Origin of the sequence: Agrobacterium radiobacter (assembly GCF_040801995.1) — a bacterium.
GTDB classification, from domain to species: domain Bacteria; phylum Pseudomonadota; class Alphaproteobacteria; order Rhizobiales; family Rhizobiaceae; genus Agrobacterium; species Agrobacterium radiobacter.
The window spans coordinates 1,637,687-1,664,499 of record NZ_JBEGHX010000002.1 but is presented as its reverse complement, the minus strand read 5'-3'; the positions used below and the strand labels follow the sequence as shown (position 1 = coordinate 1,664,499).

Annotated in this window: 24 protein-coding genes; 6 read left to right on the top strand and 18 right to left on the bottom strand. The window is 60.0% G+C overall.

All coding sequences use genetic code 11. The annotated features are described in order from the left end of the window. Window positions 1–100: 100 nt before the first annotated feature. On the bottom strand, window positions 101–1,066 hold the full coding sequence (gene tal, locus MRBLRC7O_RS21450) for a transaldolase (RefSeq protein ID WP_003505415.1): 966 nt from the start codon (window positions 1,064–1,066) through the stop codon (window positions 101–103). Between the two features lie 205 nt (window positions 1,067–1,271). Between tal and MRBLRC7O_RS21445 the strand changes: the two genes are divergently transcribed. Continuing rightward, the gene (locus MRBLRC7O_RS21445; RefSeq protein WP_367727613.1) at window positions 1,272–2,246 is read left to right on the top strand and encodes a sugar-binding transcriptional regulator; all 975 of its coding nucleotides are present in this window, start codon (window positions 1,272–1,274) and stop codon (window positions 2,244–2,246) included. Between the two features lie 264 nt (window positions 2,247–2,510). On the opposite strand, the gene MRBLRC7O_RS21440 is transcribed toward MRBLRC7O_RS21445, so the two are convergent. Beyond that, a complete protein-coding gene (locus tag MRBLRC7O_RS21440; protein ID WP_003505411.1) occupies window positions 2,511–3,383 on the bottom strand; it encodes a methylated-DNA--[protein]-cysteine S-methyltransferase in 873 nt (290 codons plus the stop codon). A gap of 94 nt (window positions 3,384–3,477) precedes the next feature. Continuing rightward, window positions 3,478–3,960: a DUF2244 domain-containing protein gene (locus MRBLRC7O_RS21435; RefSeq protein WP_060724565.1), complete on the bottom strand. Its 483-nt coding sequence runs from the start codon at window positions 3,958–3,960 to the stop codon at window positions 3,478–3,480. A 37-nt stretch (window positions 3,961–3,997) separates the two neighbouring features. Between MRBLRC7O_RS21435 and nth the strand changes: the two genes are divergently transcribed. Further along, window positions 3,998–4,780: an endonuclease III gene (nth, locus tag MRBLRC7O_RS21430; RefSeq protein WP_080864545.1), complete on the top strand. Its 783-nt coding sequence runs from the start codon at window positions 3,998–4,000 to the stop codon at window positions 4,778–4,780. On the opposite strand, the gene MRBLRC7O_RS21425 is transcribed toward nth, so the two are convergent. Continuing rightward, window positions 4,742–5,479: a sulfate transporter family protein gene (locus tag MRBLRC7O_RS21425; protein ID WP_020809871.1), complete on the bottom strand. Its 738-nt coding sequence runs from the start codon at window positions 5,477–5,479 to the stop codon at window positions 4,742–4,744. The genes nth and MRBLRC7O_RS21425 overlap by 39 nt on opposite strands. Window positions 5,480–5,777: 298 nt before the next feature. Here MRBLRC7O_RS21425 and MRBLRC7O_RS21420 point away from each other — a divergent pair, with 298 nt between their 5' ends. Then, complete coding sequence (locus tag MRBLRC7O_RS21420; protein ID WP_031233768.1) at window positions 5,778–6,611, top strand: MurR/RpiR family transcriptional regulator; 834 nt, start codon at window positions 5,778–5,780, stop codon at window positions 6,609–6,611. Between the two features lie 211 nt (window positions 6,612–6,822). Here the strand turns inward: MRBLRC7O_RS21420 and MRBLRC7O_RS21415 are convergent, their stop codons facing one another. The 11 genes from MRBLRC7O_RS21415 to MRBLRC7O_RS21365 all read right to left on the bottom strand — a co-directional run bounded on the left by MRBLRC7O_RS21415 (window position 6,823) and on the right by MRBLRC7O_RS21365 (window position 20,132). Further along, window positions 6,823–8,397 (bottom strand): FGGY-family carbohydrate kinase, encoded by a 1,575-nt coding sequence (locus tag MRBLRC7O_RS21415; RefSeq protein WP_162697679.1) that lies wholly within the window; start codon window positions 8,395–8,397, stop codon window positions 6,823–6,825. A gap of 60 nt (window positions 8,398–8,457) precedes the next feature. Then, window positions 8,458–9,177, bottom strand: a complete 720-nt coding sequence (locus MRBLRC7O_RS21410; RefSeq protein ID WP_020811795.1) for an HAD family hydrolase — start codon at window positions 9,175–9,177, stop codon at window positions 8,458–8,460. Between the two features lie 7 nt (window positions 9,178–9,184). Further along, window positions 9,185–10,669 (bottom strand): mannitol dehydrogenase family protein, encoded by a 1,485-nt coding sequence (locus MRBLRC7O_RS21405; RefSeq protein WP_111821126.1) that lies wholly within the window; start codon window positions 10,667–10,669, stop codon window positions 9,185–9,187. A gap of 61 nt (window positions 10,670–10,730) precedes the next feature. Continuing rightward, complete coding sequence (locus tag MRBLRC7O_RS21400) at window positions 10,731–11,507, bottom strand: L-iditol 2-dehydrogenase (protein WP_003510470.1); 777 nt, start codon at window positions 11,505–11,507, stop codon at window positions 10,731–10,733. Next, the gene (locus MRBLRC7O_RS21395; protein WP_367727610.1) at window positions 11,504–12,502 is read right to left on the bottom strand and encodes an ABC transporter ATP-binding protein; all 999 of its coding nucleotides are present in this window, start codon (window positions 12,500–12,502) and stop codon (window positions 11,504–11,506) included. Before MRBLRC7O_RS21395 ends, MRBLRC7O_RS21400 begins: the two co-directional genes overlap by 4 nt. A gap of 12 nt (window positions 12,503–12,514) precedes the next feature. Beyond that, window positions 12,515–13,339, bottom strand: a complete 825-nt coding sequence (locus MRBLRC7O_RS21390; protein WP_111782392.1) for a carbohydrate ABC transporter permease — start codon at window positions 13,337–13,339, stop codon at window positions 12,515–12,517. Window positions 13,340–13,351: 12 nt separating this feature from the next. After that, on the bottom strand, window positions 13,352–14,224 hold the full coding sequence (locus MRBLRC7O_RS21385; RefSeq protein ID WP_111791367.1) for a carbohydrate ABC transporter permease: 873 nt from the start codon (window positions 14,222–14,224) through the stop codon (window positions 13,352–13,354). A 172-nt stretch (window positions 14,225–14,396) separates the two neighbouring features. After that, window positions 14,397–15,710: an ABC transporter substrate-binding protein gene (locus MRBLRC7O_RS21380; protein WP_003518078.1), complete on the bottom strand. Its 1,314-nt coding sequence runs from the start codon at window positions 15,708–15,710 to the stop codon at window positions 14,397–14,399. 144 nt (window positions 15,711–15,854) lie between these two features. After that, window positions 15,855–16,808 carry a sugar-binding transcriptional regulator gene (locus MRBLRC7O_RS21375; RefSeq protein WP_020813245.1) on the bottom strand — a complete coding sequence of 318 codons (954 nt, stop codon included), beginning with the start codon at window positions 16,806–16,808 and terminating at the stop codon, window positions 15,855–15,857. Between the two features lie 261 nt (window positions 16,809–17,069). Then, entirely contained in the window at window positions 17,070–18,920 is a 1,851-nt protein-coding gene (locus MRBLRC7O_RS21370; protein WP_367727609.1) for an ABC transporter ATP-binding protein, read from the bottom strand. Window positions 18,921–18,968: 48 nt separating this feature from the next. Then, a complete protein-coding gene (locus MRBLRC7O_RS21365; RefSeq protein ID WP_020813243.1) occupies window positions 18,969–20,132 on the bottom strand; it encodes a M20 aminoacylase family protein in 1,164 nt (387 codons plus the stop codon). Between the two features lie 305 nt (window positions 20,133–20,437). Here MRBLRC7O_RS21365 and MRBLRC7O_RS21360 point away from each other — a divergent pair, with 305 nt between their 5' ends. The 3 genes from MRBLRC7O_RS21360 to MRBLRC7O_RS21350 all read left to right on the top strand — a co-directional run bounded on the left by MRBLRC7O_RS21360 (window position 20,438) and on the right by MRBLRC7O_RS21350 (window position 24,147). Beyond that, complete coding sequence (locus MRBLRC7O_RS21360; RefSeq protein WP_003504788.1) at window positions 20,438–22,147, top strand: peptide ABC transporter substrate-binding protein; 1,710 nt, start codon at window positions 20,438–20,440, stop codon at window positions 22,145–22,147. Between the two features lie 76 nt (window positions 22,148–22,223). After that, a complete protein-coding gene (locus MRBLRC7O_RS21355; protein ID WP_003504786.1) occupies window positions 22,224–23,234 on the top strand; it encodes an ABC transporter permease in 1,011 nt (336 codons plus the stop codon). Further along, window positions 23,227–24,147: an ABC transporter permease gene (locus MRBLRC7O_RS21350; RefSeq protein WP_060724435.1), complete on the top strand. Its 921-nt coding sequence runs from the start codon at window positions 23,227–23,229 to the stop codon at window positions 24,145–24,147. The genes MRBLRC7O_RS21355 and MRBLRC7O_RS21350 overlap by 8 nt, the downstream gene beginning before the upstream one ends. Before the next feature lie 130 nt (window positions 24,148–24,277). Here MRBLRC7O_RS21350 and MRBLRC7O_RS21345 read toward each other — a convergent pair whose 3' ends face one another. The 3 genes from MRBLRC7O_RS21345 to MRBLRC7O_RS21335 form a co-directional block, all read right to left on the bottom strand. Further along, the gene (locus MRBLRC7O_RS21345; protein ID WP_003504781.1) at window positions 24,278–24,628 is read right to left on the bottom strand and encodes a ribbon-helix-helix domain-containing protein; all 351 of its coding nucleotides are present in this window, start codon (window positions 24,626–24,628) and stop codon (window positions 24,278–24,280) included. A 70-nt stretch (window positions 24,629–24,698) separates the two neighbouring features. Beyond that, window positions 24,699–25,265, bottom strand: a complete 567-nt coding sequence (locus MRBLRC7O_RS21340) for a DJ-1/PfpI family protein (protein WP_162686199.1) — start codon at window positions 25,263–25,265, stop codon at window positions 24,699–24,701. A gap of 97 nt (window positions 25,266–25,362) precedes the next feature. Beyond that, window positions 25,363–26,760 carry an amidase gene (locus MRBLRC7O_RS21335; RefSeq protein ID WP_080864552.1) on the bottom strand — a complete coding sequence of 466 codons (1,398 nt, stop codon included), beginning with the start codon at window positions 26,758–26,760 and terminating at the stop codon, window positions 25,363–25,365. Window positions 26,761–26,813 lie beyond the last annotated feature (53 nt).

Genomic DNA, 26,813 nt, shown 5'->3' with positions numbered 1-26,813 from the left:
CAAAAAAACGCGACCGGCAGGGACCCGATCGCGTTTTGAGTGACTGGAGATTATATCTCTTAAACGTCGGGGGAACGTGGATGGTTCCCCCTTTTTTGTATCAGGCCGCAGCCAGCGTCAGCTCCTTGCGGACCATCTCGCGCAGCGTCACCAGATCCTTGGCGAACAAACGGATGCCTTCCGAGAGCTTTTCCGTGGCCATCGCGTCTTCGTTGAGCGCCCAGCGGAATGCCTTCTCGTCGAGCGACTGCAGCGGCTCTGCCTTGACGTTGTCAGCCGAAAGCTTGCGCTCCAGCTTGCCGCTGTCCTTGTCCAGCTCTTCCAGCAGCGCCGGGCTGATCGTCAGGCGGTCGCAACCGGCCAGCGCTTCGATTTCGCCGACATTGCGGAAGGACGCACCCATGACGACGGTGCTGATGCCATTGGCCTTGTAATAGTTGTAGATGCTGCGCACCGAGACGACACCCGGATCGGTCTCGGCGGTGTAGTTCTCGCCGGTCGACTTCTTGTACCAGTCAAGGATACGGCCAACGAAGGGCGAGATGAGGAACACCTTGGCTTCGGCGCAGGCAATCGCCTGGGCCTGCGAGAACAGGAGCGTCAGATTGCAGTCAATGCCTTCGGACTGCAGCACTTCGGCAGCCTTGATGCCTTCCCAAGTGGAGGCAAGCTTGATGAGGATGCGTTCACGCTCGATGCCGCGCTCCTTGTAGGCCGCGATGATGTGGCGCGCCTTGGTGATGGAGGCTTCCGTATCGAAGGAAAGGTCGGCATCGACTTCGGTCGAAACGCGGCCCGGAACGAGGCCGGCAAGCGCCGCACCGACAGAAATGGCCAGACGATCGGCAACGGCGGCAACAACGGCGTCGGACTGGCCGCCCTGCTTCTTGCCCCATGCGACGGCTTCCTTCACCGCATCCGCAAAGGCAGGCGTGCCGAGTGCTTTCAGAACGATGGTGGGATTGGTGGTGCAATCCACCGGCTTCAGGCGCGCAACCGCCTCGATATCGCCGGTGTCGGCAACAACCGTGGTGATGGCGCGAAGTTGTTCGAGTTTGGACGTCATATCGAATGATCCTTCATGATCTCTTGAAAACTTGCTCACCCGTCTTTTCGTTCCCGCACCATGGGTGCGCCCAAGGCCGAAATCGCGGTTTGTCCGGCTCCGACTATCGCAAGCGGCACGGCCCAAAGTCAAGACATTTGCGCATCGCAATTGACATAAGTTTCACGCCTGCGATACTCCGCCGACATAAAGAATGGCGGAAACCGTGGCGAAACTGAGAAGAGAAACCCATACGGCCTATTCGGAAGCGGCTTCGCTGAGGCTGCGCGCCGCATGGCTTTATTATAATCAGGGCATGACGCAGAAAGACGTCGCCGAGAAGCTCGGCATTAGCCGCTCCACCGTCATCCGCCTTCTGGACGAGGCGATGAAGCGCTCCGAGGTGCAGATCTGGATCAACGAGGGCATCGAGGATTTCGTTGAACTGGCCGGCCGGCTGGAGGCGGCTTACGGGCTGGATGAGGCCGTCATCATTCCCTCCCCCGATAAAGCAAGCGTCGAGGGCACGGCCAAGGCCGTGGGTCTGGCGCTCGGGCAATTTCTCTCCGAAGCGGTGCCGAACGGCGCCACCATCGGCGTCGGCTGGGGCCGCACCATGACCGCTTCGCTTTCCAGCTTCCGCCCGCCGCGCCGGGAAAACTGCAAGGTCGTCTCGCTGCTCGGCGGTATCGTCGCCGTGCACCAGACCAACCCGCTCGATTACACCTGGCGGCTGGCAAGCGCGCTCGGGGCGGAATGTTACATGTTCCTCGCGCCGCTTTTGGTGGATTCCGTCGAGACCAAACGGGCGCTGATCGAAAAATGCGGGCTGGCGACGCTTTATGATCTGGCCGAAACGCTCGACCTCGCTATCGTCTCCTGCGGCGATATCGGCCCGCATTCGACCTCGCTGTCGGAGGGTTTCATTTCCAAGGCGACGCTGCAGGAACTCATCGACGCCGGCTGCGTCTGCGACACCATGTTCAACTTCATCGATGCGGAAGGCCGCTCCGTCGATCACCCGATCAATCAGCGCGCCATGGCCATCGATCTCGATACGCTGCGCAAGGCCAAACACATCGTGCTGGCCTCCGGCGGCGCCCACCGCGCCATCGCCATCCGCTCCACGATCAAGCGCATCGGGTGCAATACGCTGATAACGGACGAAGCAGCGGCCCGGGCGTTGATGGAATTGGTTTAAGCCTCGTCGGGCCATTCGCGGGCAGTCATCCAACCTCCACCGTCATCCTCGGGCTTGTCTCGAGGATCTGCAACCGATTGATTTTATTCTACGTGATTAGATCCTCGGCACAGGGCCGAGGATGACGATACGCGAGAACTCCGGGCATTTCATGCCTTGGCATATTTGCTCAAAACAACGCCGATCTCTTCTGCAGTAACGAACTCTCCGGCAACGCATCTTCTTTAGTGCGTTTTGTTGCGGGGCTCAAACGGTCGACCAAACTCACACCTTCCCCGTTTCCCAGCCGAGCATCGCCCGCTTGCGGGTCAGGCCCCAGTGATAACCCGTCAGCGCCCCGCTTTTGCCGACGGCACGGTGGCAGGGAACGACGAAGGACACCGGATTGGCGCCGACTGCTGCACCCACGGCGCGGGAAGCCGTGGGCTGGCCGATATCGCAGGCGATGTGCGAATAGGTGACGGCGCGGCCCATCGGGATTTTGAGAAGACTTTCCCAGACCCGCACCTGAAAATCCGTGCCGAGCAGCACGACGCGCAGCGGCCTGTCCGCCGACCACATGGACGGATCGAAGATACGCGCGGCATAAGGCGCGGTCGCTTCGCGATCCTCGACATAGTCAGCATTCGGCCAGCGGCCGGCCATATCTTCGAAACAGGCTCTTTCCTCGCCCGGATCGGCAAAGGCGCAACCGGCAAGGCCACGATCGGTCACCATGACCAGCGCAAGGCCGAAGGGCGAGGTGTGGAAACCGTAACGGATCGTCAGCCCGCCGCCCTTGGCCTTCCATTCACCGGGTGACATGGCCTCATGGGTGACGAACAGATCGTGCAGGCGTCCTGGCCCCGACATGCCGACCTCGATCGAGGTTTCCAGCAGCGGCAGATCCTCTTCACGCAACAGCCTCTTGGCATGATCGAGCGTCACGGCCTGCAGGAATGCCTTGGGCGAAAGACCGGCCCAGCGGGTGAAGGTCTTCTGCAATTGCGTCGGCGACTGGCCGAGCTCTGCGGCGATGGCTTCGAGGGAGGGCTGCTCGCGATAATCCAGCGTCAAAAGCTCGATAACCCCGCGCACCGTGTCGTAGTCCGATCCGATGGGGGTAATGTCCTCGTTCAGCGTAATATTGGCGTTCATCGCAAATCTCCTAACGGGTAAGAGAAAACCATTAAAGCGACTTCGTCTCCACCCGTTTCTTGCGCGGTATCACGATACGCAAGGAATGTTCGTTTCACATCCGCCGCCGCACAGTCGCCAGCGCACCGCCAAACGCCTTCGCAAAGCTTTCCCTGTCATCGGGATTGAGAAACGATCCGATATCGGTCGCCCGGCCTTCACCCGTCACATGCATGGAGACGATGCCGATCTCGTCATGCCGCCTGACCCTGAAGCGCGCCCAGAAGGGATTGAAGCGATGCTCCACCATACGCCCGGCCGGAGAAAATTTGCGGATCGACAGGCTGGTGCGCGAGACGCTGACCTCTTCCCGCGCCTTCGCAGCCCGGTAATTGGCGCGGAAGGCGACATAAAGCAGCAGAAAATCCAGCCCGAAGAACAGGCCGACGGGCCAGGCCCCGGTGGCGAGGAAGAAGCCGCCATAGACAAGGCAGGCCAGACCGGAGACAAGCAGGAGCAGCCGGAAGCCCCTTCTGCCAAGCGAACGGTGCGGAACGAGTTCCGCCGCGAAAATCGGCTGGTCGTTGAGCGTATCCACGTTGCTTTCCTTTGGGCGGGCTGGCTATAGATAGTCCATGACAGTCGCCAAAAAACGATCCAGCACCCAAACATTGAAAAAGTCAAATCCGGCATCCGTCCGCAAGCCGGCGCGGGTGAAAACGGTCTATTCGAAGGATGAGCTGACCGAAATCTTTCGCCGCTTTTCCATTCAGCGGCCGGAGCCGAAAGGCGAGCTGGAACATACCAATCCCTTCACCCTGCTGGTGGCCGTGGCGCTTTCCGCACAGGCGACCGATGTGGGCGTGAACCGCGCCACGCGCGCACTGTTCAAGGTGGCCGATACGCCGGAAAAGATGCTGGCGCTCGGCGAGGAACAGCTGATCGGCCATATCAAGACCATCGGGCTTTACCGCAACAAGGCCAAAAACGTCATTGCCCTGTCGCAGATGCTGATCGACAATTTCGGCGGTGAGGTGCCGAAGACCCGCGAAGAGCTGGTGACGCTGCCCGGCGTCGGCCGCAAGACCGCCAATGTGGTGATGTCGATGGCTTTCGGCGTGCCCACCCTTGCGGTGGATACCCACGTCTTCCGCATTGCCAATCGGCTCTGTCTTGCGCCGGGCAAAACCCCTGACGAGGTTGAAGACCGGCTGATCCGCATCATTCCCGAACAATATCTGTTCCACGCCCATCACTGGCTGATCCTGCACGGGCGTTATTGCTGCAAGGCGCGCAAGCCGGAATGCGAGCGCTGCGTGATTGCCGATATCTGCAAGTCGCCGGAAAAGACCTTCGATATTCCGGCGCCGCTGGTGGAATTACCCGCGCAGCTGTTCGGTGCGGCCGGCGGCGAATGAGGGATCGCGCCGGCTGACGGCCTTGTGCAGATGCACCATCATCGAGGCGGCAAAAAGCGGCGTCAGCAGATTGAGGAACGGCACCGCCAGAAAGGCCGCGATCACCAGCCCGGCCATGAAGACGGTAGCGCGGTGCTTTGAGCGGAACTGCCTAGCTTCCAGGGGTGTTCGGAAACGCATCGCCGCAAATTCGAAGAATTCCCGGCCGAGCAGATAGCCGTTCACCAGGAAAAACGCGATGAGGTTGACGCCCGGCACCAGAAGCAGCAACAGCGCGACGAGGTTGCCGGCAATGACGACACCAAAAAACTTGATGGACGACAGCACGGCCTCGCCGATCGGCATCGCCTCGCCGGGCGGATCGTTCGGATAGCTCTTTTTTTCAACCACTTCGGCGACATCATCGAGAAACAGGCCGGCAATGACGGCGGTGACCGGCGAAATGAGCAGCGCGAGCGCCAGTGCAAGGCCTATTCCGGCGAAAATGGCGAAAACGAAGCTCAGCCAGCCCGCCCAATCAGGCACGCCGGGTATCAGCGTATCCACCCACGGCAGGGCGAAATAAATGAAGATCGAGCGGATGGCGAACCAGAGCGCCGCCAGCACGAGAAGCGTGAGCCCCAGAACCTTCCAGAACACCGACCGGGTTTCGGCGGCAAAGAGATTGTGAAAGGCAAGCCTCGCCGCATCAAAAATCATTCGGAACTCCTCGACGCCTTTAGCGTTGAAACACTCTTATCAGGCGAGAGATAAGCGTTGCCCGTCCGCTCTGCAAGACGGGCGAAAAGACACCAGATGTCTGGATTTAAACCGCAGATGGAATTTCTCTTGAATAAAAGGTATCTCTAAAATATAATAATCTATCTATTATAATTCGCATTCCGGTCCGGTGGAGGACAAGGCCGGAGAAGCTATCCCCCACCGTCAAATTGCGGTTCGCACGCTCGTTTGCGCGCGCGCATGCATCATCGTTCAATAAAGATAAAAGAATGAGGCGTTGGTGGAAAAGCTGCTGTTGAACCTTACGCGCGCCATGAAGGCAGGGACGCCTTCCGAGCGCAAGATCGCTAAATATCTGATCGAACATCTGGACGAATTACCGTTCGAGACGGCGCAGACACTGGCTGTCAAGCTCAGTCTCAGCCCGATGACGGTCGGACGTTTCCTGCGTTCGCTGGGATACCGGCAATTCAGCGACATCCGCGCCGATCTGCGCCATGCCGAAGAAACCGCCGGTGCGGACGAGCCAGCAACGGCAGAAGGCGGCGAACGCCAGTCCAACCCGTTTTCGCAGCTTCTGTCCCAGCAGATCCAGGCCATCCAGACCGCCTTCGACATGACGACCCAGTCGATCTGGCGGCTTGCCATGAACGAGATCGCCACGGCGGGCGATGTCTTTCTGGCAACCTCCCCGGAAGGTCTCGACGCCGGGCGTCATTTTTACGGGCGGCTTCTGGAGAGCCGGGGCCACATCCATTATCTCGGCAGCGACAGCGCGGCCTATGTCGCCCTGTGGGATTTCGACCCCGCTCACACCCTGCTCGTCATCATGGATTGCGGCGGCAGCCTGTCGCCGCTGCAGCGCCTGTCGGCAATGGCGCGCAAGAGCGGTTACAGGACATTGCTGATCACCACACGCTTTTATGAATGGGGGCCGGAAAGCACCGATCTCTGTCTTGCCATGCCGCAGGCGCAGAATGGCGGCCAGGGCCTGCTTCAGCTGGTTTCCCTGCTGGAATTCACCCTCTGTGCGCTTGGCGCCAGCGCCGATGACAGCGGCAGGACAAGGGCAAAGAACCTAACAGCCCTGAAACGCTCACTGCGCGGCTGATTGCGGCTAGCAGCAGCGGCAGCATATGGATCGAGCGGTTGCCGCTCGTTTCTTCTCCCCGCCGGGGAGAAGTCCGCGGCAGCGGGATGAGGGGGCTAGGGTGCGTTCATCGCTGGCGTTCCCCCTCATCCGGCCCTTCGGGCCACCTTCTCCCCGGCGGGGAGAAGAAACGCGCGGCACCCACTCGGCCATGCCATTTGCCTTCAGACAATCAAAGGCTCTCCAGTTCCTGCCGATGCCGGTACATGGCAAGGAAACGACGATAATCCCGCTCATAACGGGGTGCGAGCGCCGGGTTGCCTGTTATTTCCGCATTACCCGGATACATGGCGGCCCCTGCAGCAGCAAGGCTCGCATGCACCCCGCCGGCCGTCGCCGCCGTCATTGCCGTTCCGAGAAGCACCGCGTCAGCGGTTGCGGGAACCACGATGCGCTTGCCCGTCACATCGGCGTAAAGCTCCATCAGCAGCGGGTTCTTCACATGACCGCCGGTGACATGCAGGGTTTCCACCGCATAACCGAAACGCTCCATCGCATCGAGCACATGGCGGGCGCCAAGCGCAATCGCGACGGCTGTGCGCCAGTAAAGACGGCAGAGACTGTCGAAAGACGTATCCAAAGTCAGGCCGCTGATGACGCCGACGGCATGCGGATCGGCAAGCGGCGAGCGGTTGCCGTGGAAATCCGGCAGCACGTGCAGCCGCTCGGCGAAGGCCTCGCCCTCAAGCGCGCGCAACTCCGTTACCCGCGCAACGATGCGGGCATGCAGCGCCGTATCCGGCTCACCGCCTGCCGCATGCATGCGCACGATATGGTCGAGCAGCGCACCGGTGGCCGATTGCCCGCCTTCCACCAGCCAGTGCCCGGGCAGGATCGCCTGCCAATAGGGGCCCCAGAGGCTGTGACCGGGCATCTGCCGCTCCGACATGGCGACAAGGCAGCTCGAAGTCCCGGCGATCAGGGCCACATGCCGGCCGACATCTGCAGACAGGCAGCCGCCAAGCGCGCCAAGCGCGCCGGCATAGGCGTCGATCATGCCCGCCGCCACCTCACAGCCGGTATCGAGACCGAGCTCGTCGGCTGCTTCGGGCGAAAGCGGGCCGATGCCTTCCCCCGGCATCACGGTGGTTTCGGGAAGGCCTGCCCGCTCCTTCAGGTCGGCAAGGCCCGCCAGTTCCAGATAATCCGCCTGCCAGCCGGGATTTTCCTGCGCCAGAAAATTCCACTTCGCCGTCTGCGTGCAATTTGAACGCTGCGCTGAACCGGTCGCCTTCCATGTCAGGAAATCCGCCAGATCGAAAGCGAATGACATGCGCGACCAGCTTGCCGGCATATGTGCCTTCAGCCACATCAGCTTCGGTATCTGCATTTCCGGCGAGACGCTGTTGCCGGCAAAATCCAGCACCCGGTGGCCGGATGCCGTCAGCCGGTCGGCCTCACCTATCGCCCGGTGGTCGAGCCAGACGATGGTGTCGAACCGGTCTTCACCGGTAACGGAAACCGAAACGGGATCACCCCGCCCATCACGGATGACGAGCGAGCAAGTGGCGTCAAAACCGATGGCGGCAATGCTTTGCGGCGAAACACCGGCCTCGGCAAGCGCTGCTTTGACCGCAATGCAGACGGCGTTCCATATATCGGTGGAATCGTGTTCGGCGTGGTTTTCCTGCGGCCTCTGCATCAGGATCGGATGGGTGGAACGGGCGAGTAGCCGGCCGGCCGGATCAAAAATTCCGGCCCGGGCGCTGGCGGTGCCGACATCGACAGCGACGAGATTTTGACGCATCAAGACTGCAATTCCATCCCTTGCGCAACGACCTCCGGACGGCAGCAGGCAGAGTCCCGCTCAGCCTGCATCGCGTTCCGCCCGCCTGTCAAAACCGCCCTTCCCCACATAATTGCCGACAAGTTGGACCAAATCCGGCATCGCGTCAAACACGGCATCCGCCCCAAGCCCGGTGATCTTTTCGCGGAATGCGGGAAAGCGGGCATGCGAACCGCCGGTAAAGGCAAAAACGCCCATGCCGGCTGCCTTTGCGGCGGCAATGCCCGCCGGGCTGTCTTCGATCACGATGCAGTGACGCGGATCAGCTCCCATTTGGCGCGCCGCGTGCAAGAAAAGATCAGGCGCCGGCTTGCCGTTCTTCACCATGGTGGCGCTGAAGACATGGGGCTCGAATTTATCGATGAGGCCGGTCAGCCCCAGCGAATAACGGATGCGCTCCGGCTGGCTGGAGGAGGCGACGCAGCGACGCAGCGGCAGGAGCCTGTCCAGCGTTTCGGATATGCCGTCAATCGGCCGAAGCTCGGTGCGGAAGCGCTCGAACAGCGTCGCGCGCATATGATCAAGAAAATCGATGTCGGTCTCGACGCCGTAATCCTCAAACAGCGTCGCGGTCATGCTGGCGACGCTGCGGCCGAGAAAGCGCTCATAGGCCTCCTCCTCTCCCATCGTCACACCGAGATGGGAGAGCATATCGAGAAGGACGGAGATGGAGACCGGCTCGCTGTCGACGAGAACGCCGTCACAATCGAAAATCAAAAGGGGCCCGGTCTCGTCTTCCATCTCATGGTCACTTTTCAGCCAGCTTGTCATCCAGATAACACTGCAAGGTCTTCGCCGTGCCTTCTTGCCACAACGTCTTCAATGCATGGGCAAAGCGTTTACGGAAAAGCTCCGATTCGGCAACCTCCCCGAAAATGTCGTCAAGCGCGAGGAAGGCCATCGGATCATCCTTGGCCTTGATGGCCGCCGCCTGAAGGCGCTCGGCGCTGGCGTCGTTGAAGGTGATTTGTTTGCCGCTATCGGAGGTACCGTAGAAATAACGGCACCACAGAGCCGAAACCAGCGACAGGCCGACAATATCCTCACCACGCGCCAGACGGTCAGCGGTGGAGGGGAGGATGAATTTCGGCTGGCGGTTGGAGCCGTCCTGCGCCAAGCGCGGAATGGTGTCACCGATCTTCGGGTTGAGGAAACGCCGTTCGATCAGCCCGAAATAGTCGGCGAGATTCGTGTCGGGAACCGGCGGAATGACCGGGATGATTTCTTCTTTTTCGAGCTTTGCCAGAAACGCCCTGATCAGCGGATGCTCCATCGCCTCATGCACGAAATGAATGTCGAGCAGCGCGGCCGGATAAGCGATTGCCGCGTGGCCGCCGTTGAGGATGCGGATTTTCATATGCTCATAGGGCGCGACATCCTTGACGAACTGTACGCCCGCCTTTTCGAGCGCCGGGCGACCTGCGGGGAAATTATCCTCCATCACCCATTGCTTGAATTCCTCGCAGAAGACCGGCCAGTTGTCCTCGATGCCGAAATCGTCGCGGGCAATATTGCGTTCGCGCTCGCCGGTAGCAGGCGTAATACGGTCGACCATGGAATTCGGGAAAGCGACATTTTCGCCGATCCAGTTGGCAAAGGCTGGATCGGACAAGGCCGCCAGGCCGACCACGGCATTTTTCGTGACCTTGCCATTATGCGGAATGTTGTCGCAGGACATGACGGTAAAGGGTTGCAGCCCCCTGTCGCGCCGCGCCTTCAGCCCGGCGACGATGAAGCCGAACACGGTTTTCGGCGTCGCCGGGTTGTGCCCGTCTTCGGCAATTGCCGGGTGCTGCGGATTGAAGGAACCGGAAGCGTCGATGAAATAACCGCCCTCGGTAATCGTCATCGAGACGATGCGGATTTTCGGATCGGCGAGCGTATCGATGATGGCCTTTGTGTCGCCGACCTTCAGAATGTCGATCATCGGCCCGGTAACACGCGCACCGGTGCGGTTATTGTCCTGCTCCACCACCGTCGTCAGGAAATCCTGCGCGGCAAGCTTTTCACGCATCACCGCATCGGAGGGCAGAACACCCGCACCGATGATAGCGAAGTCATGGTCCGCACCCGTGTTGAAGAGGTCATCCAGATAAACCGCCTGATGCGCGCGATGGAAATTGCCAACGCCGAAATGCACGATGCCGGCTGAAAGATCGGTCCGGGAATAGGCCGGAACCGCCGCGGTTTTTCTGGCTTCGTCAAGCGTTGCGAGGGAGAGTTTGCATGTCATGTCACGATCCTCGAAGGGGAAACGTTGTTCGTGCCAAGGCCGGGCGGCAAGCGCCCGATACTCAGCTCATCCAGTTGCCGCCATCGACATTATAGGTCTGGGCGACGATGTATTCGGCCTCATCGGAGGCAAGGAAGATCGCCATGCCGGTCAGGTCTTCGGCACGGCCCATGCGGCCGAAGGGCACGGCCTCCCCGACCAGCCGCTTCTTTTCACCGGCCGGGCGGTTTTCATATTTCGCAAACAGCGCATCCACGCCGTCCCAGTGCTCGCCATCGACCACGCCGGGTGCAATCGCATTGACGTTGATACCGTGCTTGATGAGATCGAGCCCGGCCGATTGGGTGAGGCTGATGACGGCGGCCTTGGTGGCGCAATAGATCGCCACCAGTCCCTCGCCGCGCCGGCCCGCCTGGCTTGCCATATTGATGATCTTGCCGCCTTTTCCCCGAGCAATCATTGTTTTTGCGGCGGCCTGCATCATGAACAGTGTGCCTGATACGTTGATTGAAAACAGTCTTTCGTAGCTTTCGCGTTTGATCTCGACAATCGGTGCGAGGTCGAAGAGCGCGGCATTGTTGATGAGGATATCGAGGCCACCGGTCTGGCCCTCTACCGTGCGGATGGCCGTGTCGATGGAATGCTGCTTGGTCACGTCGAGTTCGACTGCATAGGCGTTCTCGCCGATTTCACGGGCGGTTTTGCTGGCGCGTTCGAAATCGATATCGGCGATGGCGACGGTTGCGCCCTCGCGTATGTAGGCCTCCGCAAAGGCGCGGCCAATGCCACGCGCCGAACCTGTTATCAGCGCGGATTTGCCTTCCAGTCTTCCCGTCATATCGCGATGCCCTTTTCATCGAACCTGTGGATCTTTGTGTCATCCGGCGTGATGAAGACGGTATCGCCATGCCTGCATTCGAACTCACCATCGGTTCTGGCGGTGATCGGGCCGATGCCTTGGACCTCGAGATGCAGGAAGGTATCGGAGCCGAGATGTTCGGCAACCGTGACCTTGCCCTGCCACAGCCCGCTCTCTTTCGACAGCACCAGATGCTCCGGCCGCACACCGGCGGTAGTCGCACCCTTTTGCCGGGCGTAATCGCCGGTCACCAGGTTCATGCGCGGCGAGCCGATGAAGCCGGCGACGAAGAGGTTGGCGGGCGAGCGGTAAAGCTCCATTGGTGAGCCGACCTGCTCGATATTGCCGCGGTTGAGGACCACGATCTTGTCGGCCATGGTCATGGCTTCCACCTGGTCGTGGGTGACGTAGATCATCGTCGTCTTCAGCGTGTTGTGCAGCTCGGAGATTTCCAGCCGCATGGTGCCACGCAGCGCCGCATCGAGGTTGGAAAGCGGTTCGTCGAACAGAAACGCTTTCGGTTCGCGCACGATGGCGCGGCCGATGGCGACGCGCTGGCGCTGGCCGCCTGAGAGCTGCGAGGGCCGGCGCTCGAGATAATCGGTGAGGTTGAGGATGCGGGCGGCATCGTCGACCTTCTTGTCGATGACGGCCTTGTCGAGCTTGGCCATCTTCAGCGGGAAGGCAATGTTGTTGCGCACGCTCATATGCGGATAAAGCGCATAGGACTGGAACACCATGGCAAGACCACGCTCGGCCGGGGCCTTTTCGGTGGCGTCCTTGCCGTCGATGACTATTCTGCCGCCGGAGACGTCTTCCAGCCCGGCAATCAGGCGTAGCAGGGTGGACTTGCCGCAGCCGGACGGGCCGACGAAGACGACGAACTCGCCGTCATGGATATCGAGATCGATCGACGGGATGACTTTTGCCTCGCCGAAGAGCTTGGACACGTTCTGAAGGGAAATGCTGCCCATTATTGTCGTTCCTTATTTCACGGCGCCAAAGGTGAGGCCACGCACGAGTTGTTTCTGCGAGAACCAGCCGATGACGAGAATGGGGGCGATCGCCATCATCGAGGCGGCCGACAGTTTTGCCCAGAACAGCCCCTGCGGTGAGGAGAAGGAGGCGATGAAGGCGGTCAGCGGTGCTGCATTGGTGGTCGTCAGCCGGATGGTCCAGAAGGATTCGTTCCAGGCAAGAATGACGTTCAGGAGCAGCGTCGAGGCAATGCCCGGAACCGCCATTGGGGTCAGCACATGCACGATCTCGTTCCACAGCGATGCGCCATCCATGCGGGCTGCCTCAAGAATCTCGCCGGGGATTTCGCGGAAGTAGGTGTAAAGCATCCACACCACGATCGGCAGGTTGATGAAGGTGAGCATGACGGTGAGGCCAATGCGGGTATCGAGCAGGCCGGCATTGCGGAAGATCAGGTAGATCGGCACCAGCACGGCAACCGCCGGCATCATTTTGGTGGACAGCATCCACATCAGGATGTCCTTGGTGCGCTTGGTCGGCGAGAACGCCATGGCCCAGGCGGCGGGAATGGCGATGATGAGCGCGATGATCGTCGAGCCGAGCGACAGCACCACCGAGTTCATGAACGGCTTGAAGTAATCGCGCTGGGTCTGGACGGTGATGTAGTTTTCGAGCGTGCCCGAGGGAATGAGGCTGAAGCCTGCGATTGCCTCCGGCTCGGTCTTGATCGAGGTGAGGAAGGCGTAGAGGATCGGGAAGAACAGCAGAAGCGCCACGGCCCATGCCGCGATGGAAAAGCCGATCTTTGCGCGTGTGGTTGTCTTGCGGGCCATGATCGCTTCTCCTTAACGGTCGAGGTTCTTGCCGACGGCGCGCATCAGGAAGATGGCGACGATATTGGCGAGCACGACGGCGATGATGCCACCGGCCGATGCGCCGCCGACGTCGTAACCCAGAAGCGCCGTGCGATAGATGAGGAAGGCAAGGTTGGTCGAGGCATAACCCGGGCCGCCATTGGTGGTGACGAGGATTTCCGCATAAACGCCGAGCAGGAAGATCGTCTGGATGAGGATGACGACCGTGATGGCGCGCGACAGATGCGGCAGGGTCAGATAGACGAAACGATTGATGAAGTTGGCGCCGTCCATCTCGGCCGCTTCCTTCTGCTCGCCGTCAAGCGACTGGAGGGCGGTGAGCAGGATCAGCGTTGCAAAGGGCAGCCATTGCCAGGCAACGATGATGATGATGGAGAGCAGCGGAAACTGCGCGAACCAGTCGACCGGCTGCAGGCCGAAGAAGCGGGACAGATCGGCGAGCACGCCGTAACCGGGATGCATGATCATGTTCTTCCACACCAGTGCGGCCACCGGCGGCATGACGAAGAACGGCGAGATGATCATGATACGCACGATACCCTGACCGAAGATGTCATTGTCGAGCAGGAGCGCAATGGCGATGCCGCCGATGACGGTGATCAGAAGTACGCCGCCGACGATCAGCAGCGTGTTCCAGATCGACTGGAAGAAGGCCGGGTCGGTGTAGAAATACTGGTAATTGAACAGGCCGGCGAAGCTGACATTGGCGGGGTTGAGGAGATTGTAGTTCTGGAACGAAAACCACAGCGTCATCGCCAGGGGCACGATCATCCACACCAGCAAAAGCAGCACCGAAGGCGCAAGCATAACCCGCGCCAGACCGCTCGTGTTCCGTGTTGCCATTGCACTAACCTCCCCATGGGCTCGGGCATCACGAAATGCCCCCGGCATATCCGGAAGAACCGGCTCATTCCAGTTTTGATTTGAAAGGCTTAAAGGCCACCGCGCAGCTCGCGGCTTGCGCCCCCAAGGTTCGCTGCCCGGCATTGGCGCCGGACAGCGATCTTCAGGAGGATTACTTGATGTAACCGGCGCGGGTCATTTCACGCGTCGCTGTCGACTGGGCGCTGGCAAGCGCATCGTCGACACTGGACTGGCCGGCAACGACCGCCGAGAACAGCTGACCGACCGTGGTGCCGAGCGCCTGGAACTCAGGGATCGCCACGAACTGACCGCCGGTGTAAGGCACGGGCTTTACGGTCGGCTTGGTGATGTCGGCGGCATCCATCGCAGCAAGCGTCGGCTTGGCGAAGGCGGCTGCTTTTTCATAGTCAGCATTTTTGTAAAGCGAGGTGCGGGTACCCGGAGGCACGTTTGCCCAGCCTTCCTTGGCAGCGACGAGTTGGGTATATTCCTTGCTGGTTGCCCAGGAGATGAACTTCTCGGCGGCATCCGCCTTCTGCGAGCTCTTCGGGATAGCAAGGTTCCATGACCACAACCAGTTGCCGTGGTTCTTCAGTTCGCCATGCGTCGGGAAGAGCGCATAACCGACCTTGTCGGCAACGGTCGAATCCTTCGGGTTTGAAACGAAGGAAGCAGCCACCGTGGCGTCGATCCACATGCCGCATTTGCCCTGCTGGAACAGCGTCAGGTTTTCGTTGAAGCCGTTGGAGGAAGCACCCGACGGACCGGCATCCTTCATCAGATCGACGTAGAACTGAAGAGCACTCTTCCATTCCGGCTGATCGAACTGCGGTTTCCAGTTCTCATCGAACCAGCGGCCGCCAAAGGAGTTGGTGAGCGCACTGATGAAGGCCATGTTCTCGCCCCAGCCAGCTTTGCCGCGCAGGCACATGCCGTTGATATCCGCCTTGCGATCGGTAATCTTGCGGGCAGCGTCACCGATGAATTCCCAGGTCGGGTTTTCAGGCATCTTCAGGCCGGCTTTTTCAAACAGGTCCTTGCGATACATGATCATGGCGGATTCGCCGTAGAACGGCGCCGCATAAAGCTTGCCTTCGCTGGAAAGACCACCACGGATCGCCGGCAGAATATCATCCACGTCGTATTTGTCGCCAAGCTTTTCGAGCGGCAGCAGCCAGCCCTGCTTGGCCCAGATCGGCACTTCATAGTTGCCGATGGTCATGATGTCGTACTGACCGCCATTGGTGGCGATATCGGTCGTCACGCGCTCGCGCAGGACGTTTTCTTCAAGCGTGACCCATTCCACCTTGATGTCGGGGTTCTTGGTGGTGAAGTCGGAGGTCAGCCCCTGCATGCGGATCATATCGCCGTTATTAACGGTGGCGATGGTCAGCGTTTCGGCGGAGGCAAGGGTCGAAAAGGCGAGTGCCGAGCATGCGCCCAGCAAAATGGTCTTCAATGTCATATCTTCCTCCCAGAAGAAAAATGATGAGCATTCGCTTTGCTCTAGGGCATTTACTCACCCGCAGAGCAAAAATGTCAAGCGACATCCTGTGCTGCGGCGCACATGGAAAAATCAAGTCTTTGATTTTAATGAATTAATTTTTGCTCAGTGAGTGAGCAAATATTCGCTTGTCACTTCGTCGGTAATGAGGCCGTTCAACAGACCACCCCTCAACGCCGCCAGAATCGAGGCATTTTTGCGCGTGCCCTGCGCCATTCCGATGACCGTGCAGGTCTCTCGTGATGGGATGGGAACGGAGGCGACGCGCTCGTTGACGGAATGGTCGAGAATGTGGCCATTGGCATCATACATCCAGCCACAGATCTCGCCGACCGCACCGCTTGCCATCAGGGCCTTCATCTCGTCGACACCGAGGAAACCATCAACGCAGAGCGGTGCGTTTTCACCGAGTTCGCCGACACCGACGAAGGTGACATTGGCCGCAGAACCCAGCGCCAGCGTCGAGCGCACCATGGACTGGTCATGCAGCAATTCACGTTCTTCCGCCGAGGAGCACAGGACTGGCAGCGGCATGGGAAAATGCCGCGCCTTGATGGCATCGGCCATGCTGAAGATGACGTTGTAATAGGCAGCCGAGCCATCCGGGCCGATATTGCCTGTCAGTGACACGATGCGGTGCTGCGGACATTCCATCGGCGGCAGTTGGTCCACAGCCGCCTTCAGCGTACGGCCGGTGCCGATGGCAAGCACGATGGGATCGGCATTTTTCAGCCAGCGCTCGATTTCCGCCGCACCGGCCTCGGCAATGCCGACCGTGGAGGAAACGCCAGCGGGATCGCTCGGCACCACCTCGATATATCTAAGGTCGAATTTCTGCTTCAGCCGCTCCGCCTTTTCGAGACAGGCGGCGATGGGATGATCGAGCCGGACCTTGATCAACCGCTCGGCGACGGCCAGCGATACCAGCCGCTGCGCCGATTGCCGGGATATGCCCATGGCAGCGGCGATCTCGTCCTGCGTGCGGCCCGCGACATAATAAAGCCAGCCAGCACGCGCCGCATCATCAAGCCGTCCATGTGCGTCGTTCCGTCTGGCCATGCCGCCGCCCTCTAAGAATTATGCTCGAGCATTTGCTGGCATTTTTTCAGGCCGCCTGTCAAACGGCGCAGCGACTGAGCGAAGCGTTTGGCGGCACCGGGCACCTCTAAAGAAGATGCAAAACATTTCCTCCGTCATGCTCGGGCCTGTCCCGAGCATCTGCAATGCACCGATTTACGAGACATTGGCAGATCCTCGGCACAAGACCGAGGATGACGTCGTGAACACAGAGGCACCTATCCCTGCGCAGTTTCCTCTATATCAAGCCGCTTCCTGCACCAGATGCCCTGCCGAAACCTCGCGGTAATGGCGTTGCGGCGGAACATAGTTCACAGGACGGATCGGGCTTTTGATCTCGTCCGTTGCCATGTTGCGCCTGATCTGGCGCCGGGCCGGATCCGGCACCGGAACGGCGGACATGAGCTTTTTCGTATAGGGGTGCTGCGGATTATCGAAGACGGCGGCGCGTGGGCCGATTTCGACGATCTCGCCGAGATACATCACCGCGACACGATGACTGACACGCTCCACCACAGCCATATCGTGGGAAATGAACAGGAAGGCGAGGTTGAGGCTCTGTTGCAGATCGAGCAGCAGGTTACAGACCTGCGCCTTGATGGAGACATCAAGCGCCGACACCGCTTCATCGGCAACGATGACCTTGGGGTCAAGCATCAGCGAACGGGCAATGGCGATGCGCTGGCGCTGGCCGCCGGAAAACTCATGCGGGAAGCGCCGCATCATATCCGGGCTGAGGCCAACCTTCTCCATCAGGTCCGCCGCCTTTTCACGCGCCTGCGCCTTCGGTCCAAGCCGGTGTTCGATGAAGGGCTCCATGATCGCCGTGCCGATGCTCATGCGCGGATCGAGACTGGCGAAGGGGTCCTGAAAGATCATCTGCACGCTGCGGCGCATGGTGCGCAACGTCGTCTTGTCGAGTTTCATCACCTCGTAACCGTCGAGAGTCACGTTACCGGAGGTCGGTTCGATCAGCCGGGTGATCGACCGCCCCGTGGTGGACTTGCCGCAGCCGGATTCACCGACCAGCGATAGTGTCTCGCCCTCAGCCAGGTCGAAGGAGACCTTCTCCACCGCATGCACGGCACCGGACTTGCGACCAAGAAGACCGGAGCGGATATCGAAGCGGGTCGTCAGGTCCCGGACCGAAAGAATGGGCGTGCGACCACCGGAAACCGTGTTCCTGACCTCTTCGACCGGTTGGCTTTCGCCGGTCTTGATATCGATGATCGGAAAGCGGGCGGGCAGCACCCGCTCTTTCATCGAACCGAGCTTCGGCACCGCCGAAAGCAGGGCGCGCGTATAGGGATGGTTTCCGCGATGGAAGATATCGTCCGTCGGGCCGGTTTCCACCACGTCGCCGCGGAACATGACGATGGTGCGGTCAGCCACTTCCGCCACCACGCCCATATCATGGGTGATGAACAGGACCGACATGCCCTCCTCTTCCTGCAATTGCTTGATAAGGTCGAGAATCTGGCCCTGAATGGTCACGTCGAGCGCCGTCGTCGGCTCGTCTGCAATCAGGAGCTTTGGTTTCGAGGCAAGTGCCATGGCGATCATAACGCGCTGGCGCATGCCGCCGGAAAACTGGTGCGGATAATCGTCGAACCGGTTCTTCGCATTGGGAATGCGGACCTTTTCGAGCAGGCGGATAACTTCGGCTTTTGCAGCGGAGGAGGAAATATCCTGATGTACGGTGAGTGCTTCGGCGATCTGCTTGCCGATCGGGAAGATCGGGTTGAGGCTCGTCATCGGCTCCTGGAAGATCATAGAGATGTCCTTGCCGCGAACCTTGCGCATCTCCTCTTCCGGCAGCGCCAGCAGGTCGCGGCCGCCGAGCATGACCTTGCCCTCGATGCGACTCGTCTTTTTATCGAGAAGCCGCATGATCGACAGCGACGTCACGCTCTTGCCCGAGCCGCTTTCGCCGACGATCGCCACCGTTTCGCGCGGTGCAATCTCGAAACTCATATTGCGCACCACGGATTTCCAGCCGTCATCGACGCGGAAGGAGGTGGTGAGATTCTGAACCGAAAGAACCGGGCTTACCGAACCGCCGGTCTGTTCCATTGATGTCGCCGCCAAAAGCATGCCGATCTCCTGAAAAGCAGAAGGCGGCCATGAAGGCCGCCGGGTGTCTTATGCAGCAAGTGCGGTTTCGGCCATCGAAACCCAGTAGCTGATGCCGTAAGGCAGGGCTTCGTCGTTGAAATCGTAAGCGGCGTTGTGCAGCCCGGCGGTATCGCCGTTGCCGATGAAGATGAAGGCGCCGGGGCGGGCTTCCAGCATGTAGGAAAAATCTTCCGCACCCATATGCGGGTTGGGATTGGTGTTGACGGCGTTCGCACCGGCCACGCCCATCGCCACACCGGTCGCGAATTCGGTTTCGTCACTGTGGTTGAAGGTGACGGGATATCCGCGATGGTATTTCACCTCCACGCTGGCGCCATGCGCCATTGCCGTGGCGGTGGCCACTTCCTTCAGCCGCTTTTCGGCAAAATCGCGGGTTTCCGGCAGCAGGGTCCTCACCGTGCCGGTCAGCGTCACCGAACCCGGAATGACATTGACCGCCGTGCCGCCATGGGTGGTGGCGACGGTGACGACCAGCGACTTCAACGGATCAGTCTCGCGCGAGACGATGGATTGCAGCGCGATGATGATATGCGCCGAGGTCAGCACCGGATCGATGGAAAGATGCGGCGCGGCCGCGTGGCTGCCCTTGCCGGTGATGACAATCTCGAAACTATCCGCCGCCGCCATGGTGGAACCCTTGCGGATGGCGAATTGGCCGACCGGAATGCCTGGCTCGTTATGCATGCCATAGACCTGCGAAATGCCGAATTTCTCCATCATGCCGTCGTTCAGCATGGCGAGCGCGCCTGCCCCGCCCTCTTCCGCCGGCTGGAAGATGACCGCGACGGAGCCTTTGAAATTGCGGGTCTCGGCCAGATACTGCGCCGCCCCCAGAAGCATGGCCGTGTGCCCGTCATGGCCGCAGGAATGGGCCTTGCCGGGCGTCTTCGAGGCCCAGGGCTTGCCGCTGGTCTCAAGAATCGGCAGCGCGTCCATGTCGGAGCGGAAACCGATGGTCGGACCATCCCCGTGCCGCCCCTTGATGATGCCGACCACGCCGGTCTTGCCGATGCCGGTCTCGACGATATCGCAGCCGAAGGACTTCAGTTTTTCGGCCACGAATTTCGATGTTTCGAAGACATCATAGAGCAGTTCCGGGTGCTCATGCAGATGGCGTCTCCAGCCGGCAACGTCTTCCTGCATTTCAGCCACACGGTTCAATATCGGCATTCTCTTTATTCCCTTTTTTGTTCCCCGCCGGGTTGTCGGAAAACATATTGCGTTTGGAATTTCTCCTTTTGCAAGTGTGAAATTTGCTGAATGAGCGAAAAATAGGCCGGAAGGCGAATGGCTCAAATTTTGTTCATCAATAAGACTTTGGGGCTTGCTTTTCAAAAACACTGACAATAGCATCATCTGGAACGAATGGATATTATTCAGCAAAGTCAAATACTTACAATAAAATACCTTGCGCATGACGACAGGAAAAGCGTCAAACATTCAAATAGATAAAATCCAAAAAAGGGGAAAACATAATGAAGAAGCGCAGCATTCTCTTTGCCAGCACGGTGGCGGCGATGGCCTTGGCAGGATCTGCCGCCCATGCCGAACGCGGCAGTGACGGTGAACTGAAAATCCTGTTCTGGCAGGCTGTATCGACACTCAACCCTTATCTTTCCGGCGGCACCAAAGAGATCTACAGCTCGTCCATGGTGATTGAGCCTCTGGCCCGCTACGACGAAAAGGGCGAGCTGGTGCCGATGCTGGTGAGCGAGATCCCGACGGTCGACAATGGCGGCGTCGCGAAGGATCTGCTCAGCATGACGTGGAAGCTGAAAAGTGACGTCAAATGGTCCGACGGCACGCCGCTTACCGCTGACGACGTCATCTTCACGTGGAAATATTGCACCGCACCCGACGGCGGCTGCGCGCAGGCGGCACAATATGAAGGCGTGAAAAACGTTGAGGCTATCGACGCCCATACCGTCAAGATCAGCTTCACTGAACCCAAGCCCTACCCCTACTCGGCATTTGTCGGCGCGCAATCGCCCGTCATCCAGAAGAAGCAGTTCGAAAAATGCGTCGGCGCCGCGGCTCCCGGCTGCACATCCGCCAATTTCGGCCCCATCGGCACCGGCCCCTTTGTGGTCAAGGAGTTCAAGCCGAACGACGTCATCAGCTATGTCGCCAACCCCAATTATCGTGATCCGGCCAAGCCCGCTTTCGCCACGGCGACCCTGAAGGGCGGCGGTGACGCGGCATCCGCTGCGCGTGCCGTGCTTGAAACGGGTGAATTCGACTACGCCTGGAACATGCAGGTGGAGCCGGAAATTCTGGCGACCATGGTGGCCGCCGGCAAGGGCAAGCTGGAAACCGCCTTCGGCACGCAGGTCGAGCGTATCAATCTCAACTGGTACAATGCCGATCCTGCGCTGGGTGACAAGCGCTCCACCAAGGAGGGCGGTCCCCATCCGGCCCTTTCCGACCCGGCCGTGCGCCGTGCGCTCTCGCTCGCCATCGATCGCGACATTATCGATGAGACGGGGTATGGCGAGGCGGGCAAGCCGACCTGCAACATCGTGCCGGCCCCGGCGGCTGTCGCTTCGACGAAAAACGACAGCTGGTGCCTGAAGCAGGATTTGGAAGGCGCAAATAAGCTGCTTGATGATGCGGGCTGGGTGAAGGGCGCCGATGGCATCCGCGCCAAAAACGGCGTGAAGCTTTCCTTCCTCTACCAGACCTCCACCAACTCCGTTCGCCAGGCAGCGCAGGAACTGGTGAAGGACATGTGGTCGCAGATCGGCGTTGCGTCCGAACTGCGCAATGTCAGCGCCTCGGTGTTCTTCGGCGGCGATCCGGCAAGCCCGGATACCTTCCAGAAATTTTATGCCGACGTTGAAATGTACACCAACAATTTCGACGGCACCGACCCGGAAAAATACCTGGCGGAATGGCTGTGCGACAAGATCCCCGCCCCCGCAAACGGCTGGCAGGGTCAGAATATTCCGCGTTATTGCAACCCGGAATTCGACAAGCTGGTGGGCGTCCTTTCCAAGACGACCGATTTCGCCAAGCGTGGGGAAATCGCAAAACAGCTGAACGACATGCTGACGGAAGAAGGCGCACATATTCCGCTGATCCACCGTGGCAACGTCTCCTCGCATTCGCTGACACTCGAAGGCGTTCGCATGAATGCCTGGGATTCGGAACTCTGGAACGTCGCGGACTGGTCCCGCAAAAAGTAACACGCAAATGCGCGGTCGCCCCTGAAAGGGCGGCCGCGCTCGTTTTGCGAGACCCTGACGGTCTGGAGACTTTCCGATGTTTACCTTTACGCTCCGGCGGCTTGCCTTTGCCGTACCGACGTTGCTCGTCATCAGCTTCGTCATCTTCGCCCTGCTCGATCTCGCGCCGAACGATCCGACCGGCGACCTGCCGCTGACCATTCCGCCCGAAGTGCGCGAGCAGATCCGCGCCTCCCTCGGCCTCGACCAGCCTTTCTTCATCCGTTACCTGATGTGGCTGCAGCAATTCTTCATCAACGAGCCGCTGAACCTCTTCGAAAAGCTGACCGGCTGGCAGATCGGCGATGGCAGCCGCATGCGCGTGCTCTCCTGGGCAACGCGCAGCCCGGTGGTCGATCTTGTCATCCAGCGCATGCCGCAGACGCTTTGGGTAGTGGGCCTTGCCTATCTTTTCGGCGCGCTTCTGGCGATCCCGATCGGCGTCATTTCCGCCTACAAGCAATATTCGATCTTCGACCAGATCGGCACTTTCGTCTCGATGGTCGGTTATTCGGTGCCGACCTTCTTCACCGGCGTGCTGCTGGTCGTCATCTTCAGCTCTTACCTGCAATGGTTCCCTTCCGTCTATGACACCAATCTGCAGGTGACGGACTGGGGAAGCTTTGTGGCGCAGATCAAACAGATGTTCCTGCCGGTGCTGGTATTGACCCTCTACAATGTCTCGCAGATCAGCCGCTTCGTGCGCGCCTCAATGCTCGACAATCTGCATCAGGACTATGTGCGCACCGCCCGCGCCAAGGGCGTGAAGGAAAAATCCGTTCTGCTCGTCCACGTGCTGCGCAACAGCCTGATCCCGGTCGTGACGGTGATTGCACTCGGCGTGCCGACGATCTTTTCCGGCGCCATCATCACCGAGCAGATATTCCGCGTGAACGGGCTTGGCCAATTGCTGATAACCGCCGTTCAGGGCGCGGATATTCCGCTGGTGCAGACGCTGACCTTCATTTTTGCGGTGCTTATCGTGCTCTTCAACCTGATTGCCGACGTGCTTTACGGCATTCTCGACCCGAGGATCCGCTATGACTGACGCCACCATTGCAGCGCCGACGGTTGCGGCCACCCCAACACAATCCGCCCTTGCCGATATCTGGAAACAGTTCCGCGTCCACAAGGGCGGGGTGGCCGGGCTTTTTGTCTTCATCTTCATCCTGCTTGCGGTCTATGTCGGCCCCTATATCCACACCGTTGCGCCCAACGCCATAAACGTGAAGGCACGTAACCAGTGGCCGTCGCTGGCGCATCCCTTCGGCACCGATAATCTCGGCAAGGACATGCTGGCGCAGGTTCTGGCCGGTGGGCGCATCTCGCTTGCCGTCGGCATCACTGCCATGCTTTTGGCCCTGTTTCTCGGCACGCTGGTGGGTGTGCTTTCAGGTTATTTCCGGAATCTGGACGGGCCGCTGATGCGGTTGACGGACCTGTTTCTGGCGCTGCCGCTTTTGCCGCTGCTGCTCGTCATCCTGATGCTGTTTCGCGATACGCTGCGCGCCGCCTTCGGGCCGGAAACCGGCATCTTCATCCTGATTGTCTTCGTGATCGGGATCACCAGCTGGATGCATACCGCGCGCATTGTGCGCGGCGATGTGCTGACGATCAAAAGCCAGGAATTCATCATGGCGGCGAAATCGAGCGGCATGCGTGAGTATCGCATCATCCTGCGCCATATCCTGCCGAATGTGCTGAGTTCGATCATGGTCTCGGCCACGCTCGGCATCGCCTCGGCCATCATCACGGAATCGGCGCTGTCCTTCCTCGGCCTCGGTTTCCCGTCCGACTTCCCCACCTGGGGACGGCTGCTGTTCGATGGCGCCAACTTCCTGCAGCTGACGCCCTCGCGTGTGCTGTGGCCGGGACTGGCTATCTCGCTGACGGTTCTGAGCGTCAATTACATTGGTGATGCCGTGCGCGATGCGCTCGACCCACGGGCGCTGAAGAGTTGAGGAGACGCGTTCTCTGCGTCACAACAACCTCTCCACCGTCATCCTCGGGTCAAGCCCGAGGATCCACAAATCACGCGCATCAATGGATCCTCGGGTCAAGCCCGAGGATGCCGTCGAGTAAGGCTGCCGACTAGTGATAATTCACCTTTTCCGCATCAAGGATGCTGTCGGCATCCAGCGCGGCAATCGGAATATCGCTGCGCGCGGGAATATCGCCGGAAAGCTGAAGCGCAAGATAACGCCCGCAGCAGACCCGCAGGAACGAGGTGAAATTTCCGAGATCATGCCCGGCATCGATCGATTCATTATAAAGCTTGGCGATAAGCTGCACGCTGTTCATGCCATCCCGCCGCGCGATCTCGTCCAGCGTCGTCCAGAAGAAATTCTCGAGCCGGACGCTGGTGACCATGCCATCGATCCTGAGCGACCGCGTATGGCTTTCCCAAAGCGCCGGGTCTGCCTTGATGAAAAGCTTGCACATGGTTTCCTCCCTCACCACGTCTGAAAGATAGGCGGAAAACGGGGCCGAAAAAAGCCCCCTTTCGCAGGTCTTATTTGCCGAGCACCGCCATGAATTGCGAAAGCCATGCCGGATGTGCCGGCCATGCAGGGGCGGTCACCAGCTTGCCATCGGTAACCGCCGCATCGATGGCGATATCGGCATAGGTGCCGCCGGCAAGCTCGACCTCGGGACGGCAGGCCGGATAGGCCGAGCAGGTGCGGCCCTTCAAAACACCAGCAGCCGCGAGCAGTTGCGCACCGTGGCAGACGGCCGCCACCGGCTTGTCAGCCTCGAAAAAATGTTTCACCGCCGCAAGCACATCCGCATTAAGCCGCAGATATTCCGGCGCGCGGCCGCCGGGAATGACCAGCGCATCATAATCCGCAACCTTGATATCGGCGAAGGTGGCGTTGAGCGCGAAATTATGGCCGCGTTTTTCCGAATAGGTCTGGTCGCCCTCGAAATCATGGATGGCCGTAGCGATGGTCTGGCCCGCTTTCTTGCCGGGGCAGACGGCATGGACCGTGTGGCCGACAGCGAGCAACGTCTGGAACGGCACCATGGTCTCGTAATCCTCGGCGAAATCGCCGGCGATCATCAAAATCTTCTTCGGCATGTTTGCTCCTCCCGTTTTCGAATGCCTTTGGGCACTCTAGCAGTGTGGGCCGAAGCACGGGTATTATGGCTATACTACAAGGCCGATAAAGGCGGCATCACCGGCCCCGCGGCGGCTCCGGCCAGCGACGCACGCCGCCGCCCCAGGTCTCAAAGGCTCTGGAAAGCTTCAGCACGAACAGATCCTCGTAACGCGGGCCGACGATCTGCAAGCCGATGGGCATACCCGATTTCGAAAAACCGCAATTGATCGAGGATGCGGGCTGTTCCGACATGTTCCACGGCACGGTGAAGGCGATATGTTCGAAGGGCCGTGCGGGATCATTGGTGGGCGAGGCCCAGTCGGCCGGATAGGACACGATGGGATTGACGGGTGAAATCACCGCATCGACGGACTGCATCAACCGGCCGCAAAGCTTACGCATTTCCATGGTCTGGTTGAAACCGAAAACGGCGCGTGCGCCGGAAATATCCGCCCCCTTCTGTGCCCATTCATGAATATATGGAAGGATCGCGGCGCGGCGGTCTGCGCTCAGCGCCGCCATGTCGCCCCAGAATTTCGCGCGCCAGAAGTCGTCCAGCCCATCCAGCATCTCCCGCGTCAGCACCGGCTCGACAGGGATGACAATGGCGCCCGCCGCCTCGAACAGTTTCGCGGCGGAAAGCACGGCGTCGCGCACCTCATCCTCCAACGGCAGGCCGCAGCCGGCATCCAGCATCAGGCCGATCTTCAGGCCCTTCACGTCGATATCGAGGTCCATCCAGTCGATGTCATTCGGCGGCAGCGATGTGCCGTCGCGCCAGTCGGGCCGTGAAAGCGTGGCCATCGCATAGGCCGTATCGATAACGGTGCGGGTCATCGGCCCGGCGCAGCGGCCGGTATAATAGGGATCGACCGGGATGCGGCCCTGGCTCGGCTTGAAACCGAACAATCCCGTCCACCCCGCCGGCAGCCGCACCGAGCCGCCAATATCCGTGCCGATATGCAGCGTGCCATAACCAGCGGCCCCGGCCGAGGCCGCACCGGCGCTGGAGCCGCCGGGGTTCTGTGTCGGGTCCCAAGGATTGCGGCTGAGCTTGTGAAAACTGGAAAGGCCTGAGGAGAGCATGCCGTAATCCGGGCAGGTCGTCTTGGCGTAAAGGATCGCGCCATCCTCGCGGCAGCGGGCCGCCACCGGCGCATCTTCAACCGCAGGCACCAGTTCTACCGCTTTGGTGCCAAGCGGAACGGGATGGCCTTTCGTGGCGATCAATTCCTTGAGCGAGACGGGAATTCCATCAAGGGGCCCGAGCGTTTCACCCTTTTGCCAGCGCTCCGTCGAGGCCAGCGCCTGCCGGCGTGCATCCTCCGGATCATAGGCGTAAAGCGCGTTCACGACCGGCTCGAATGCATCGATACGCGCCTCCACCGCCTGCCAATATTCCGATGGCGAAAGCCTCTTACCCCGGTAAAGCGACAGGATTTCGAGCGTGTTGAGGTCTATGAGATCGGTCATGGCATCGTCTCGTCAGAAAAACAGGAAATATGGGCGACAGCTTTCCAGAGCGG

Coding starts and splice junctions, on each gene's coding strand:
- MRBLRC7O_RS21405 (WP_111821126.1), bottom strand. CDS start 10,669: ATGACATGCAAACTCTCCCTCGCAACGCTTGACGAAGCCAGAAAAACC.
- MRBLRC7O_RS21415 (WP_162697679.1), bottom strand. CDS start 8,397: ATGCGTCAAAATCTCGTCGCTGTCGATGTCGGCACCGCCAGCGCCCGG.
- MRBLRC7O_RS21375 (WP_020813245.1), bottom strand. CDS start 16,808: ATGGCCAGACGGAACGACGCACATGGACGGCTTGATGATGCGGCGCGT.
- MRBLRC7O_RS21350 (WP_060724435.1), top strand. CDS start 23,227: ATGACTGACGCCACCATTGCAGCGCCGACGGTTGCGGCCACCCCAACA.
- MRBLRC7O_RS21380 (WP_003518078.1), bottom strand. CDS start 15,710: ATGACATTGAAGACCATTTTGCTGGGCGCATGCTCGGCACTCGCCTTT.
- MRBLRC7O_RS21340 (WP_162686199.1), bottom strand. CDS start 25,265: ATGCCGAAGAAGATTTTGATGATCGCCGGCGATTTCGCCGAGGATTAC.
- MRBLRC7O_RS21440 (WP_003505411.1), bottom strand. CDS start 3,383: ATGAACGCCAATATTACGCTGAACGAGGACATTACCCCCATCGGATCG.
- MRBLRC7O_RS21410 (WP_020811795.1), bottom strand. CDS start 9,177: ATGGAAGACGAGACCGGGCCCCTTTTGATTTTCGATTGTGACGGCGTT.
- MRBLRC7O_RS21395 (WP_367727610.1), bottom strand. CDS start 12,502: ATGGGCAGCATTTCCCTTCAGAACGTGTCCAAGCTCTTCGGCGAGGCA.
- MRBLRC7O_RS21385 (WP_111791367.1), bottom strand. CDS start 14,224: ATGGCAACACGGAACACGAGCGGTCTGGCGCGGGTTATGCTTGCGCCT.
- MRBLRC7O_RS21345 (WP_003504781.1), bottom strand. CDS start 24,628: ATGTGCAAGCTTTTCATCAAGGCAGACCCGGCGCTTTGGGAAAGCCAT.
- MRBLRC7O_RS21370 (WP_367727609.1), bottom strand. CDS start 18,920: ATGCTTTTGGCGGCGACATCAATGGAACAGACCGGCGGTTCGGTAAGC.
- MRBLRC7O_RS21355 (WP_003504786.1), top strand. CDS start 22,224: ATGTTTACCTTTACGCTCCGGCGGCTTGCCTTTGCCGTACCGACGTTG.
- MRBLRC7O_RS21390 (WP_111782392.1), bottom strand. CDS start 13,339: ATGGCCCGCAAGACAACCACACGCGCAAAGATCGGCTTTTCCATCGCG.
- MRBLRC7O_RS21400 (WP_003510470.1), bottom strand. CDS start 11,507: ATGACGGGAAGACTGGAAGGCAAATCCGCGCTGATAACAGGTTCGGCG.
- MRBLRC7O_RS21365 (WP_020813243.1), bottom strand. CDS start 20,132: ATGCCGATATTGAACCGTGTGGCTGAAATGCAGGAAGACGTTGCCGGC.
- MRBLRC7O_RS21335 (WP_080864552.1), bottom strand. CDS start 26,760: ATGACCGATCTCATAGACCTCAACACGCTCGAAATCCTGTCGCTTTAC.
- tal (WP_003505415.1), bottom strand. CDS start 1,066: ATGACGTCCAAACTCGAACAACTTCGCGCCATCACCACGGTTGTTGCC.
- MRBLRC7O_RS21425 (WP_020809871.1), bottom strand. CDS start 5,479: ATGATTTTTGATGCGGCGAGGCTTGCCTTTCACAATCTCTTTGCCGCC.
- MRBLRC7O_RS21360 (WP_003504788.1), top strand. CDS start 20,438: ATGAAGAAGCGCAGCATTCTCTTTGCCAGCACGGTGGCGGCGATGGCC.
- nth (WP_080864545.1), top strand. CDS start 3,998: ATGACAGTCGCCAAAAAACGATCCAGCACCCAAACATTGAAAAAGTCA.